Genomic DNA, 14,180 nt, shown 5'->3' on the forward strand with positions numbered 1-14,180 from the left:
AAGCCGCGATGCAGCCTTTTTTGTTTTAAACAAAGAGTAGGTGAATATCTCACCTACTCTATAATGGGTCATCATCAATTTTCACATAATATAAAAACACATGTTCATATTCATCATTTGGATAAATGGCCTCTTCGTAATCAAAAGTTTTAATACGACTAGCTTCTACACTTTCTACAAAATAAGCGGTGTAGATCTTCTCACCGACAGGAACCTCATCAAAGTGATCAAACAAATAGCCCCATGAAAAAGCACCTCGATTAGTTCCTTCGCGAGTAAAGGAATAATCTGTAGAACCTGCACCTCCACTGTCATAAAGAAGCCTTAACGTTCCAAAAACCATGAGATCGTCTCCGTCTTCCTTCATATCAAGGGTAAAAAGAAATCTCACTCTCTCGTCTTCTACTTCTGCCTCCGAATAATTAGCCCCCATTTTCATGCCACCCATGCTCTCGACAAGTTCACCATAATGATAATATTCTACCCCTATTTCCACTGATTGAAATTGTTTCTTACGATCATGAAATTCAAAATAAAAAATTTGATCCGCAAGCAGTGAAAACATCACCTCTTCGTTTTCTGATAACGTTATCTCATTCATTGACTTTACATTTCTATCATTTGAAGAAATAAGCGTATCACAACCAGCTATAAGCAAGAGAAAAACAATTCCTAATCCCCATTTAGCCATGTTACACCTACTTTCTCACATCATTGAAAAATACCTATTAAGAATGGTTTAGTTTCTTGCAACTGATCTTGTGTACAAGAAGATTCACTTACATATTCAAGCTCTAATGCATACTTTAACGTCGTCTCTTCTAAATTATTGGTTAAATGAGCTTGATCAAAGCATGCAGGTGCACTATACACTTTATTTGTATGATCTAATATTACTCTTGTATCACCTGATACCGTTACTGTAATTGGAATGACTAGGCCAATTACAAGTAAGAAACCTGCCAAAATCATCCAAATTATGGTTCCCTTTTTCATTTTATACCTTCTTTCCACTCTTTTCCTTCTAATCTCTTTGTAGAAAACAGTCGATATTCTTGTTTCCTTTTCCCTTTGTAGTGTAATATGGAGTAAGCATAACCCGCAACTTTTTACCTTTCGTTTTATCCATTTAAACATGTATCGTTATGCTTACATTCGTTAGAGGTGGTTCGTTAGCAGCATCGATGCTTGATGAACAACTAGACAAAAATGAATCTAGTCATATTTGTTGTCAAACGCCACATAAATAGAATTAATTTTCAGGAGTGATAGATCAGATGAAACGTTCTTTACCACCTAAGGCTGAGCGTCATCGTCATTTTGGTACAGTTGATCCCATTGTAGGAACAAAGCCAACAGACAAAGAAAAGATGCCAGACCTTCAAAATAAACCAGACGATTTTTACTTTCCCATTCAACAAGTGGGAATTTCTGACGTGAAGTACCCTGTCATGATTGAATCAGAATTAGCACCAACAACCCAAACAACAACAGCTACATTTTCCTTAACAACAAGCTTGGACCAAGATTTTAAAGGAATAAATATGAGTCGCCTTACAGAGCAACTTCATCTATTTTTCCAATCTCACTTGTTAACAGATCAAACCTTACGTGAATTTACTTCTATTCTTGCTCGTGAAATGAAACAAAGAGCTGCGAATGTTCGTGTTACGTTTCCATGGTTTTTCACAAAGACAAGCCCTGCTATGCAAAAAGAAGGAATGGCCCACGCTGATATCACATATGATGTCTCGTTTGATGAGGACAAAGGGTATACATCCGTTATTACACTAACAGGGGCAGTCACGACTCTATGTCCATGCTCTAAAGAAATTAGTGAGTACAGTGCCCACAATCAGCGAAGTTTCGTAACAATGACTGTAACGGTCGATGATGCGTACGAAGCAGACTGGAAGGCTATTCTGTTAGAAGCTGCGGAAAGTAATGCAAGCTCCATTCTATTCCCTGTCTTGAAGCGTCCAGATGAGAAGGCTGTTACCGAGCGTGCATATGAGAATCCTCGCTTCGTGGAAGACCTCGTTCGTCTTGTTGCGGCTGATTTATATGAAAATGAAGCGATTCGTTCATTCGAAGTTCAATGTCGTAATGAAGAATCCATTCATCAGCATGACGCAATCGCAAAACTATCTTTTACAAAGTAATACAAAAGGGAGAACCATTGATTGATCAAAAATGGTTCTCCCTTTTTCTATTAATTTCTTGTTTAATCAATTGATGTAGGAGCTGTTCTCGATTTTGCTCCTGCAAAAAACGTAAAGACGCACATTGCTGTAAAATTTGTTTGCGAACGTGTTGTTCTAAACCACTATTGAATACTTGTTTTCTTGCATACTCTAAAAAAAGCAAATCTTCTTCAATGGAATCAGGGATGTTTTTCTTTATTTGTGCCATCAGTCTCTTTCCATACGTAGGACTTGCTCCACCTGTTGATAAAGAAACGGAAAAGGGTCCTTTTTGAAACGTCATAGGAAAATGAAAATCACTAAGGATAGAATTATCAGCAAAATAAACGAGTTGATAATTCTTTCTATGTTGATAGAGAGCTAGATGAAGCGCTGAATCATTCGTCATTAAAAACAGAAAGTCTTCATCAAAAGAAAATGTTGGATCGACCATTCCTTTTTCCCATTTAAAATGTGGTTTATTTAAATAGCTTTCTAGAGTTGGATGAAGTGATGGTGCATAAACAATCACTTGGCTGACGCCTGCCTCAAGTAATTTAGGAATCTGGCGAGCTGCCACAGTACCAGCTCCAATGACGGCAGCCCTTTTTCCATCTAGCTTAAGTATAACTGGAAGATGACTCACGCTTTTACACCCGGTGCCTGATTAGAACGTCCACGCAAGTAACAAGTATCACAATTTACTTTCACCTCTTCGTCTAATACCTCTTGTACACGTTGTCCTAAAACTGAGATCAATTGATCGTCAAATCCTAAATAGTCACATAAAACAAATTCTTTATTCGTTTGTTTTGACCATTCATCTAATTGTTTTTGCAAACCTTTCATTAACACACCTGTAAATAACAAATAAGGAACAACATACACTATGTTATTTGGCAAACGGTTCACTCTAGCTAATCCTTCAGCAACATTCGGTCTCGTAGCAGCTAAAAAGCATACATCGACTTCATCTACAGGAGTATATTCCCAAACAAGTCGAGCAATTTTCATTAAGTCACTCGTCTGATCAGGATCACTGCTTCCCCTTCCTACTAAAAGAATTGAGATCGGTTTACGCTCCTCATATTTTGGTCGTTCATTCTCAAAGTGAAACCCAACAGCTCGTAACCGATCTTGAATGATGTCAATCACGGTTGATTCAATACCAATTGGTCGCCCATAAGAGAAAGCTATATGATGATATTTCGCCTGCATTTTATCAATTTCTTCAGGAATATCTACTTTCGCATGCATTGCTGTTAATAAGAGGAGGGGAATAACTGCAATCTTCGTGGCACCTTGCTCCACACATGCCTGTACTCCCTCTTCAATGGTCGGCTCGGCTAATTCTAGAAAACAGCATTCTTGAATCTTCACTTCTGAATGTTCTTTTTTGGCTTTGTTCACAAAAGAAAGAAGCTCCTCATTCCCAGCCTGAACACGACTTCCATGACCTACATATAAAATAGCTTGCACAAAATCACCTACTTTGTTTTAACAATCTCTTTTAACACTTCAACTAGCTCTAGTTTTGATGGCTCTTGCAGCACATGTTTAACTTGATAACCTAATTCATTTGCTGCATTAGCCGTTTCAGGTCCAAAACAGATAACTTCAGCCCTTTTTGATAATGAAACTGGTGTTTCCTGGCAAGCTTCGATTTGCTCTGTCACAACTTTGACAGCTTCCGCACTTGGAAAAACAATTGTATCCACTCGGTTTTCGTCAAGAATACGTTGACAAGTGAAATTGGACTGTTCAATAATTTCATCTGTATGAGATACATAAAAGTCATGCTCTCCATAAAGCTCGTACCGCTTCTTCTCTCGTTTTTCCCAATTTTTAGAACCAATAACCAATCGTTTATCTGATTCAATCATCTCACGTAATGGGAACCCAAGACAAGCAAATGACTCAATTGCCTTAATTGATTTTTTAGACGCTCCGTAAAAACGTGCTTGAAGAGACCTAATATCCATTCGCTTTTTTCTAAGCTGCGCAAAGAACCAATCAACTGATTTCGGTGAATGAAATATAATTTGATCGTAGTTTTTGAAGCTCACATCGATATCCATATGACCCCTTGTTACAAAGCGAGGATATTCAAATACGTCCGCTCCTAATTTAGTTAATTCTTTTGCAATCTCACTTGATCCTTCCATTGTGCGTCCAAATAAAATATGTTTTCCAAAAAGTGGCTGACGCTCAAACCAGCTTTCTTTCGTTCTTAGTTTTGCTACCTCACCTACTAAAGTAATTGCTGGATTAGAGAACTTTTCTCTCTGAACAAGTTCTGCAATCGTAGCTAAATCCCCAGTTAGTGTCTTTTGCTTTCCTACTGTACCCCATTGTACAAGTAGCACAGGTGTTTTCGGATCTCGACCATGGTCGATAAGTTGCTCACAAATATATGGTAAGTTTTTTACACCCATATAAAAAGCTATCGTATCTACTCCTGTAGCAAGTCCCTTCCAATCTATAATTGGTTGTCCAGTGGGAGATTTATCATGTCCTGTTACAACGGCAAATGATGCTCCGTGATCTCGGTGCGTTACCGGAACACCAGCGTATGTAGCTGCTCCAATACCTGCTGTAATTCCCGGTACAATCTCATAAGAAACTCCCACTTCTTCAAGAGCTGTCGCCTCTTCTCCCACTCGACCATATACGCTTGGATCTCCACCTTTTAACCGAACTACTTGCTTGCCTTCTAGTGCATATTTCACGAGCAAATCGTTAATAGCTTCTTGTCTAAGCAAGTGTCGATCAGGTAATTTCCCACAATAAACTAACTCTGCTCCTGGCTTCGTAATCTCAAGTAAAAGTGGATTGACAAGACGGTCGTACAAAACAACATCCGCTTTTTCAAGACACTGCTGACCTTTCACTGTCATTAGACGAACATCTCCTGGCCCAGCTCCAATTAAATATACATATCCTTTAGTCATTATGATTCTCCTTTAAGCTATCTGTAAATACCGGATTAAATTACATTTCCGACTTTTTTCATATGTTTTATCAATTATAATATACCAAAAGGCTGATCTCAATTGAAAAAATACAATTAATGTTAGTCTTACTCTTTCTAAATGTTCTACCCAATGATAAATCCCAATAATTAATGTTAGATTATCTGACATTCCAAACCACTCGCCACCTATTAATGTGCTATGATAGTAAAAAGATCTGAACATTCTAACTTAATAAGGGGTGGAATGGGTGTCAACATATAAAGATAAAAAAGTAATTACAATTGGAATTGTTAGTGAACTTACAGGCCTTTCCGAAAGAAAGATTCGTTATTATGAAGAGAGAAAACTAATCTATCCAGAAAGGTCAAAAGGCGGAACAAGAAAATACTCATTTCTAGATGTTGAGCGATTACTAGATATTGCTAATAAAATGGAAGATGGTATGCAAACATTTGAAATTCGGAAAATGGAACAAAAACAAATGCAGAAAAAAGAAGTACGCGATCGTATGCTTCGCGGACAGCTTAATGCCGCATTTAATATTCGCAAGTAAGACATGTGTGACGAGAGATCGTTATACATGTTTTTTTTTTGGCCTTTTTTCATTAGGTTATCTTTATTTTATCTTTTTATCATAGAACGTAAAGCCCTTTGACAAACTAACATAAAAATAGAGTGTTTAGAAAAGGTGGATGGCTATGCGAATTCGATTCATAATTATGGTTTTTTTATGTATGTTCCTACTTCTGGTCTCCTTTTTCCCTACTTCATTTGCCAATGAAAACAAACAAGTTGCCATCATCATTGACGACTTTGGGGGGAAAGTAAAAGGGGTTCAGTCTTTTTTAGATGGGAATATTCCCATTACTGCAGCAGTTATGCCTTTTATGGAGCAATCAACTGAACAAGCAAAGCTTGCTCACCAATCAGGATTTGAAGTAATGATCCATATGCCAATGGAACCTAAAAAGGGGAAGGCATCTTGGCTCGGGCCAAATGCGATTACAAGTGACTTGTCTGATGAAGAAATACGAAAAAGAGTATTAGCAGCCATTGAGAATGTTCCTTTTGCAAAAGGAATCAACAACCATATGGGATCTAAAATTGTGGAAGACGAACGAATCATTCGTATCATTTTAGAAATTGCTAAACAAAAAGGGTTATATGTAATTGATAGTGGAACAAGCTCAGCTTCTGTGATTCCTAAATTAGCAAGTGAGATGAATATTCCTCACGCAACAAGAAGTATCTTTATCGACGATACTCACTCTTCAAAAGAACATGTTATGAAGCAAATGTCATCTTTATTAAAAATAGCAAAGAAAGATAAAAAAGCAATTGCAATAGGACATGTAGGTATAAAAGGTCATGAGACGTTTGCAGGAATTTCAAATACACTTCCATTATTTAAAAAAGAACAGGTGGAAATTGTACCTGTATCACATCTATTGGACACTGAAATAGAGAAAGATCCTATTCATTTTTGGCAACCTAAAGAAAAGGAGGATTAAGATGACAACACTTACTCACCTAGGTAGTGAAACGTTTACAGCTAAAGATCATTCAAAAATTATTCTTCGCCCTGCACAAAAGCATGATGCAAAAGAAATTATTTATTCAGTTTCCTCTATCATTGAGCAAGGAGCTTATATTCAAAAAGAACGAGTTCGAACAATTGAAGAGGAAGAAGCATTTATTGAGGAAATGAAAGAAAATGGGAACATGTATACTGTAATCGAAGTTAACGGAGCAGCACGAGGTATTGCGAGAGTCATCCGAGGAGAATTAGAGATGAAACGACATATTGGTCTCTTTCGAACGTGGCTTCACGAAGACGCACAAGGAAAAGGAATTGGAAAAAAAGTAATGGAGTACACGCTCGCATGGTGTAAACGAGAATATTTGCATAAATTATGCTTAACGGTTTTTGCTTCAAATAAAGTAGCCATAAGTTTATACGAAAAAGCTGGGTTCGTCACAGAAGGCATCCAAAAAGAACAAGCATACCTTAATGGTGCGTATGATGACGAATTATTTATGGCTTATTTTTTTAATCGTAAGAGAAAGGATGTTTGATTCTAATGTTATGGAGAATGGCAAAAACAGTGTTGATTGTCGGTCTCGTAGGGATTGGTCTAGCCATAATAGGAAGAGCACTTATTGACGACAATGATTTCACAATACAAACAAAAAAGATTCCAGAGCAGCTAGAAATCTCGGCAATGAACCACTTAATGGCTGAAGACCTGACAATGACAACTTCTATGTTCTTGAAACAGCTTTCTGCTCAAATGCAAAGGTGGGCAAATCAAGACTTAACTGAACAAGAGTTACAACTTAGGTTCGAAGAAGAAGTGACAGAACATCCACATTTTCACGGTTTCGCTATTATTGAAAACGATAAAGTTATTGAACAAGTTGGCCATGTCGAGCGAATGGACGTATCAAAATTAACTCACCGCCATATGAAAAGTAACTTTTCTGACCCTTATTCTGTTGATGGAAAGCAATACATGTTAATGGGAGAGAGGCTTGACGATGGTCGAACCGTTTTAGGTGAAATTGACTTATCTTTCGTAAAATCTTTCATAAAAGGACTAGCATCCGTAGCTGATGCCAACGGGACTTTTTTCGTTTCTGGGGCTGATCCTGAAGTGGACTGGAAAACAACTGAAGATATCCCTGAAAATTTAGAAGCAGAAACGGTACCAGAATTAGGTTGGCAAATCGTTGTACATTCTGATGATCAGAAACCAGAACAACTTCAACAACCTTTTTTTGAACGTCAAGCCGTTATTAAATTTAAACACCCAGAAGTTGCTCATACGTGGTTAATGGAAAATCAAGATTTACTAGTTCTTGAAGATCACAATCCAATGTTTGTTGTCGAATCAAAGACGGAATCAACCGAACAATTGATTCAGCGTTTACGTAAAGAATATGATTTAGCCATTGCAGAGCCAAATTATAAAATTTCTAAACAAGTCATTCTTTTTTCAACTGACCCAAATGAACCAAGGCATACATTTCCAACACAAAACAATAGACAACAAAATCAGAGAAGGGCAGGACGAGAACAAGTACAGCAAAATGTATTAACATCAAAACCAAACGATGAATTTTTCGAGCCTTATCAGTGGAATTTAGATCAAATAGAGATTGATGAAGGATGGAACTTGGCAGGAGGTCAAGGGGTGAAAATCGCCGTCTTAGATACTGGCGTAGACCCAAATCACCTAGATATCGCTGAAAAACTAGGACCAGGATACAACTCGTTTGACGATACCTCTGATTTCTCTGATGCACATGGGCATGGGACACATGTAGCAGGAGTAGCTGCTGCCTTAACAAACAATGTAACAGGAATAGCTGGTGTGTCTTGGGATAGTACAATTTTGCCTGTTAAAGTATTAAACGATGAAGGAGAAGGTTCATCGTTTGAAGTGGCTAAAGGAATTTACTGGGCCGTAGAACAAGGAGCTGATGTCATCAATATGAGTCTTGGCGATTACTACTCTTCTGATTTATTACACGAGGCAATTCGATATGCATATGAACAAGATGTTGTTTTAATTGCTGCATCTGGAAATGACAATGTCCAAGACCCTATGTACCCAGCGCAATATGAAGAAGTATTCACAGTTGCTGCCGTTGATGAGGCAAGAAATCGTGCATTTTTTTCCAACTACGGTGAACATGTCGATGTTACAGCTCCAGGCGAGCATATACCAAGCTTGTTTCCTGATAACAACTATGTAGTGATGTCTGGTACATCTATGGCGGCTCCACATGTTGCTGGCTTGGCCGGGTTAATTCGTTCTCTGCGCCCAGATTTAACAAATGAAGAAGTATACAACGTTATGCGATCAACTGCTAAAGACCTCGGTACAGCAGGACACGATCCATACTATGGATTTGGTGAAATTGATGTAGCTGCCGCTTTACAATCAATAGCCAATCAATAAAAAGCATTCTATGCAATGCGTTAATACAATAAAGGAGGGTCTGCCCCTCCCTTCTTGCTCGATTCCAAAATTTCAATTTAAAAAATAAAAAAGCCAGATTCCCTCTGTGATCATCCGCGATTTAACGCGGTGAAGATACACAGAGGGATCTGACCCCTAAATAACCAACCCTGCTGTTTTTCCAACAGGTTTTTTTCCTGTATCGTAATAGACGTAATTATTTGCCCCCTATAGGATGTTCTTCTCTTGCAAATAATTTAATATTGCATTAACTGATTCTTCAACAGTTTGTTTATCCGAATCAACAATAACTTCTGGAGCATCTGGCTCCTCATAAGGCGAACTAATTCCTGTGAATTCAGGTATTTCCCCAGCGCGAGCTTTTTTATAAAGTCCCTTTGGATCACGTTCTTCACAAGCCTCCAAAGAACAACGCACGTAAACTTCAATAAATTCTCCGTTTTCCACTAATTCACGAACACGATCGCGGTCTTCTTTAAAAGGAGAAATAAAGGCCGTACAAACGATTGTACCTGCATCGACAAAAAGTTTGGCTACCTCTCCGATTCGTCTAATATTCTCTTTTCGGTCCTCATCACTAAAGCCAAGACCTTTATTTAAGCCATGACGAACATTATCCCCATCTAAAACATAACTGTTCTTCCCTTGCTTAAAAAGTTGTTGCTCTAAAGCATTAGCTAGCGTTGACTTCCCTGCACCTGAAAGCCCTGTAAACCAAAGTATCGCACTCTTATGACCGTTGCGCTCTTGGCGCTCTTCTTTCTTTATCGTTGTCTCATGCCAAACAATATTATTATCTGCCATAATAGCTCCCCCTCTAATAATTCTGATAATTTTGCTCTGTTTTAAAAATAAAGTTCCTTAGTTCAACTGTCAATACGCTGATTTATATGCCCGCCCCATCATCATACGTCGTTCGTCTTTCTTGTCTTGCTGCTTGATACATGCTATAAGCTCCAGCAGTGGCAATCAGAACACTTACTAAGACAAATAGGGTGTAGTAATCTCCTTTTTTAAAAAGAAGAATAAGTCCATACGACAAAACGAGTGAAAATAGCGGAGATACAATCCAAACTTTTAAAATTTGTTTGAGGATGCTTTTTTGCCATAAACGCAAGCCGCCCTCTACCGTACCAATTCCGATAATAGCTGAAGTTGTCACTTGTGTTAATGGAACAGGCAATCCAAAAATAGACGCCGTTATAACAAGAGAGCCTCCAGTTAGCGAAACGGTACTTCCTTGTAACAAGCTTAATTTCGTAATTCGTTTCCCGTTTGTCTCAAGGACACGACCACCTAATAGGAGCGCGCCGATAGCTACAAAAAAGCCTCCAAGTAAAATAGCTGGACCGATCTCTATTAGTCCTGCACCTACAAGAGGGCCCACTGCATTTGCAACATTGTTCATCCCTGCTGCATAAGCTTCCATACAGCCGCTAATAATGAGCAAAATGACCAATGGTTTCCGCCATTTACCCTTTCCCGTTAGATCAGGATATTTATTCTCTAACTTTCTTACTAAATGACCTGCTGCATAAGCAAAAAGAAAGGCAACAATCGGAACAATCACCCAAAACGCAATGATCACAAGTAACTTATCAAAGAAAAGCGATTGATAAGCTATTCCAGCTCCTACAATCGCTCCAACAACGACTTCACTTGTTGATAATGGAATCCCTAGCAAATTAGCAATAAATAAAGAGAGACATGCAGCACCTAGGATGATGATAACGAGTTCTACATCAACGATGGATGTGGGAATAATTCCACTTCCTATCGTTCTTACAACTTCTCCACCAGCTAATGCACCTAAGAACGCAAATACTCCAACAAGCAGCATCGCATTTCGTTTTTTGGGGATCGCGCCACTTCCGTATGCAGGCCCCATTGCCGCGGCGGTTCCACTAGCTCCTATATTCATTGCAAAGAAACATGCAATAATGATAGCGGCAATGGCTAACATACTATGACTTCCTTCCTTTTAAGCATGCACTTTCTGCATTCCACGAATCAATACTTCAACTACTTCACGACGACTAAATTCTGGTGGTGGCACTACACCTTCAGACAGCATTTGACGTACTTTCGTTCCAGATAGAACGACATGGTCTTCTTTTCCATGAGGGCATGTTTTCGTTGATGCCATGTTTCCGCATGCTTTACAGAAAAAACTATGCTCAAAGAATAATGGACTAATCGCTAATTCATCTTCTTCAAACTCAGAGAAAATCAATTGTGCATCATACGTTCCATAATAATCACCAACACCTGCATGATCGCGACCGACAATAAAGTGCGTGCAACCGTAGTTTTGACGAACAATTGCGTGGAAGATTGCTTCACGCGGCCCCGCATAACGCATTGCAGCAGGGAACACCGCTAAGAATACGCGATCTTTTGGATAATACTTCTCAAGCAACACTTCATAACTTTCCATACGTACATCAGCCGGAATATCATCTGACTTTGTTTCACCAACTAATGGATTTAAAAATAGACCATCAACAATTTCAAGAGCCGACTTTTGAATGTATTCATGTGCACGGTGAACCGGATTACGAGTTTGGAAGCCTACAATTTTCTTCCAACCTAAGTCTTCAAATCGCGCTCTCGTTTCTTTCGGGTCTAGATAATATGTTTCAAAACGCTCATGTTTCACACGTTTTGTCACCGTTATTTCTCCACCAACATAAACATTTGGACGCTCAAACATTTTTTTCACGCCTGGATGAGCATCATCACTTGCACGGTACACCTTTTCAGCTTCAACCTTCTTATCCGGTGTGTAAATATCAGCAATTTCAATTACGCCATATACGTCACCATTAAATACTAACTTTGCCTTCTCGCCAACAGAAAGAGTTGCTGCCTTTTCTTCGGAAACTGGCAATGTTACAGGAATGCTCCAAACAGTTCCATTTGCTAAACGCATGTTGTGTACGACTGACTCATAGTCTTCTTTACCTAAAAATCCTGTTAATGGGCTAAATGCACCAATTCCAATTAATTCTAAATCCGACAGTGAAAATGAATCTAATTCAATTTCTTTCGTTACAGCTGAACTATCATAAGATTGGTCAAAACGGTTAATTAGTGTTCCTCCATGTGCTTGAATCATTTAAAATCTCCCTTTTCCATTATTATTTGTGTAAACCACATTCTGTTTTTTCTGAATTTGCCCAGCGTCCACTCCGTGGGTCTTCGCCTTCAGCAACTTGCTTCGTACAGTATTCACAGCCAATGCTTGGATAGTTTCTATCATGCAACTCGTTATACTCTAATTGATGAAGTTTCACATACATCCAAATTTCTTCTTCCGTCCAATGAATTAAAGGACAGATTTTAATCGATTTAAACCTGTTGTCTTGATTGACAAACTGAGTATTAGCTCGAGTTGGTGACTGCTCTCTCCGCAGACCTGAAATCCATGCATCATAACGACTTAACTCTCTCTCAAGAGGAACCATTTTTCGAATATTACAGCAAGCATCAGGATCTCGCTCCCAAAGTCGATCGCCATGTTGTTTCGCTTGTTCTTCAGGTGTAACTTCAGGCTTTGCTAACTCAATATTTAAGGTTGGATAGCGTTTCTTAACTTTTTCAATTAATTCATATGTTTCGTTAAAATGAAAGTCTGTATCAAGGAAAACAATGGTAGCATCTTTTTTCACTTTACTAATTAGATCAATCAGTACCATACCTTCAACACCAAAACTACAGGAATAAACTAATTTATCCCCAAACTTCTGATAAGCCCATTTTAAAACTTCTAAGGAGTCTTTACGTTCTAATTCCTTATTTACTTGTTCATAATCCTCTTTTACTAAGGAATTGTAATTAAAAATCATACATTCACCCCTCTTTTAAATAAAGACGACGTAGATTAAGTATCCCAATCAACCGTCGCCTCTAGTTTTCTAGTCAGCACTCGTTATTTAATTCGTACTTTTTCATTTTTCTCCAATTGAATGACCTTTCCATCTTGAACGATAAGCGTTACAGAACCATACTTTAAATCCTTCAAAAGCTCTTGTAGCTGCTTACTAATTCGTTGGAATTCCTGTTCACTCGCCATAATAGCCTCCCACAATTACCGTTATTAAAAACGAGGAAGTTTAATCCCTTGTAATTTGATATGATTTATTAGTTTAATAGTATTCTATCCATCATTCCATCAAAAGTCAAGACGGTATAAGGTGAAAATGAGCACAAAAAAATAAGTGCACTACCTTTTCCTAGTAGTACACTTGTATTTTATGGTTGTGTAATTATCCCTGTCACATCTTCAATATTTATCGTTCCACCTCTACTCTCTAAAATCTCAACATTTCCATTAACTCCAACAATGCTAATATTTCCAGAACCGCTTCTAACTAGGATGTCTCCGGCATGATCCTGAAAATCAACATGTCCTGATCCCGCTATTAGCCGTAATAAGCCAGATGATCCAGTTACATTGGTTGTTCCTGCATTATTATTAATCGTTATTGATCCGTGTACATTTTCTAATGTTACATGCCCTGCTCCATCAGTAATTTCAACATTACCTTCTATATCCTTTAAAGAAAGATGATTGGAGCCATGTTGCACCTTCAAATCCGACTTCATTGATAAGATTTTTAATTGACCTTCATTTTGTCGATATACTAAAGGCAAATGATCTGGCACTTCAATCTCTAAATGAACAAATCCTTGTTCTATGTCCGTTCCTCGTTTTACAGAGGTACGCAGCTCTCCGGTTGTCCCTTCTGCTTCCAATAAAAGTGATGTGTTATTTTCACTAAACGCTTTCGCATGTTCAACATCTTGATCACTCATTGCCGCAAATGTTGCGGTAACATGAATTTGGTCTAGGCCTTCAACACCAGTAATAGTCACATCTCCTTCATCTTGATGAATAACGAATTCCTCTAGCCCTTTTGCATCTAACGTGAAAACCTCTTCGTTTTCATATGTTACAATATTGCATCCTGTCATAACAATTACAGCCATGACAAGCATAAATCCACTTACTAGTTTGTTCATTATGTTCTCTC

At 38.3% G+C, this 14,180-nt stretch carries 17 protein-coding genes; 5 read left to right on the forward strand and 12 right to left on the reverse strand.

All coding sequences use genetic code 11. The annotated features are described in order from the left end of the window. Window positions 1-58 precede the first annotated feature (58 nt). On the reverse strand, window positions 59-691 hold the full coding sequence (locus AC1FXP_RS05340) for a hypothetical protein (RefSeq protein WP_480059150.1): 633 nt from the start codon (window positions 689-691) through the stop codon (window positions 59-61). 20 nt (window positions 692-711) lie between these two features. Continuing rightward, the gene (locus AC1FXP_RS05345) at window positions 712-996 is read right to left on the reverse strand and encodes a hypothetical protein (protein ID WP_480059151.1); all 285 of its coding nucleotides are present in this window, start codon (window positions 994-996) and stop codon (window positions 712-714) included. A 281-nt stretch (window positions 997-1,277) separates the two neighbouring features. Here AC1FXP_RS05345 and folE2 point away from each other — a divergent pair, with 281 nt between their 5' ends. Further along, window positions 1,278-2,162 (forward strand): GTP cyclohydrolase FolE2, encoded by an 885-nt coding sequence (gene folE2 / locus AC1FXP_RS05350; protein ID WP_480059152.1) that lies wholly within the window; start codon window positions 1,278-1,280, stop codon window positions 2,160-2,162. A 25-nt stretch (window positions 2,163-2,187) separates the two neighbouring features. Here the strand turns inward: folE2 and AC1FXP_RS05355 are convergent, their stop codons facing one another. Genes AC1FXP_RS05355 through AC1FXP_RS05370 form a run of 4 tightly spaced genes read right to left on the reverse strand, consistent with a single transcriptional unit; the run spans window position 2,188 to window position 5,326 of the window. Then, window positions 2,188-2,829 carry a precorrin-2 dehydrogenase/sirohydrochlorin ferrochelatase family protein gene (locus AC1FXP_RS05355; protein ID WP_480059153.1) on the reverse strand — a complete coding sequence of 214 codons (642 nt, stop codon included), beginning with the start codon at window positions 2,827-2,829 and terminating at the stop codon, window positions 2,188-2,190. Next, window positions 2,826-3,662, reverse strand: a complete 837-nt coding sequence (locus AC1FXP_RS05360; RefSeq protein ID WP_480059154.1) for a sirohydrochlorin chelatase — start codon at window positions 3,660-3,662, stop codon at window positions 2,826-2,828. The genes AC1FXP_RS05355 and AC1FXP_RS05360 overlap by 4 nt, the downstream gene beginning before the upstream one ends. A gap of 8 nt (window positions 3,663-3,670) precedes the next feature. Continuing rightward, window positions 3,671-5,134, reverse strand: coding sequence for a uroporphyrinogen-III C-methyltransferase (cobA, locus tag AC1FXP_RS05365; protein WP_480059156.1), 1,464 nt, complete (start codon window positions 5,132-5,134; stop codon window positions 3,671-3,673). A 12-nt stretch (window positions 5,135-5,146) separates the two neighbouring features. Continuing rightward, on the reverse strand, window positions 5,147-5,326 hold the full coding sequence (locus tag AC1FXP_RS05370; RefSeq protein WP_480059158.1) for a hypothetical protein: 180 nt from the start codon (window positions 5,324-5,326) through the stop codon (window positions 5,147-5,149). Window positions 5,327-5,405: 79 nt separating this feature from the next. Here AC1FXP_RS05370 and AC1FXP_RS05375 point away from each other — a divergent pair, with 79 nt between their 5' ends. The 4 genes from AC1FXP_RS05375 (at window position 5,406) to AC1FXP_RS05390 (ending at window position 9,123) form a co-directional block, all read left to right on the forward strand. Then, a complete protein-coding gene (locus AC1FXP_RS05375) occupies window positions 5,406-5,711 on the forward strand; it encodes a MerR family transcriptional regulator (RefSeq protein ID WP_250096033.1) in 306 nt (101 codons plus the stop codon). 145 nt (window positions 5,712-5,856) lie between these two features. Further along, complete coding sequence (locus AC1FXP_RS05380; protein ID WP_480059160.1) at window positions 5,857-6,669, forward strand: divergent polysaccharide deacetylase family protein; 813 nt, start codon at window positions 5,857-5,859, stop codon at window positions 6,667-6,669. 1 nt (window position 6,670) lies between these two features. Next, window positions 6,671-7,234: an N-acetyltransferase family protein gene (locus AC1FXP_RS05385; protein ID WP_480059162.1), complete on the forward strand. Its 564-nt coding sequence runs from the start codon at window positions 6,671-6,673 to the stop codon at window positions 7,232-7,234. 5 nt (window positions 7,235-7,239) lie between these two features. Further along, entirely contained in the window at window positions 7,240-9,123 is a 1,884-nt protein-coding gene (locus AC1FXP_RS05390) for a S8 family peptidase (protein WP_480059164.1), read from the forward strand. Between the two features lie 228 nt (window positions 9,124-9,351). On the opposite strand, the gene cysC is transcribed toward AC1FXP_RS05390, so the two are convergent. From cysC to AC1FXP_RS05420, 6 genes are all read right to left on the reverse strand, one after another. Continuing rightward, complete coding sequence (gene cysC / locus AC1FXP_RS05395) at window positions 9,352-9,948, reverse strand: adenylyl-sulfate kinase (RefSeq protein ID WP_480059166.1); 597 nt, start codon at window positions 9,946-9,948, stop codon at window positions 9,352-9,354. Between the two features lie 82 nt (window positions 9,949-10,030). After that, window positions 10,031-11,107, reverse strand: coding sequence for an inorganic phosphate transporter (locus AC1FXP_RS05400; RefSeq protein WP_480059171.1), 1,077 nt, complete (start codon window positions 11,105-11,107; stop codon window positions 10,031-10,033). A gap of 18 nt (window positions 11,108-11,125) precedes the next feature. Further along, window positions 11,126-12,262, reverse strand: a complete 1,137-nt coding sequence (gene sat, locus AC1FXP_RS05405) for a sulfate adenylyltransferase (RefSeq protein WP_480059173.1) — start codon at window positions 12,260-12,262, stop codon at window positions 11,126-11,128. A 22-nt stretch (window positions 12,263-12,284) separates the two neighbouring features. Then, window positions 12,285-12,992: a phosphoadenylyl-sulfate reductase gene (locus AC1FXP_RS05410; protein ID WP_480059175.1), complete on the reverse strand. Its 708-nt coding sequence runs from the start codon at window positions 12,990-12,992 to the stop codon at window positions 12,285-12,287. 83 nt (window positions 12,993-13,075) lie between these two features. Beyond that, window positions 13,076-13,219 (reverse strand): YezD family protein, encoded by a 144-nt coding sequence (locus AC1FXP_RS05415; protein ID WP_250096043.1) that lies wholly within the window; start codon window positions 13,217-13,219, stop codon window positions 13,076-13,078. A gap of 179 nt (window positions 13,220-13,398) precedes the next feature. Continuing rightward, on the reverse strand, window positions 13,399-14,169 hold the full coding sequence (locus AC1FXP_RS05420; protein WP_480059177.1) for a DUF4097 family beta strand repeat-containing protein: 771 nt from the start codon (window positions 14,167-14,169) through the stop codon (window positions 13,399-13,401). Between the last annotated feature and the right edge of the window lie 11 nt (window positions 14,170-14,180).

Source organism: Halalkalibacter sp. HAAS-P013, assembly GCF_056619925.1.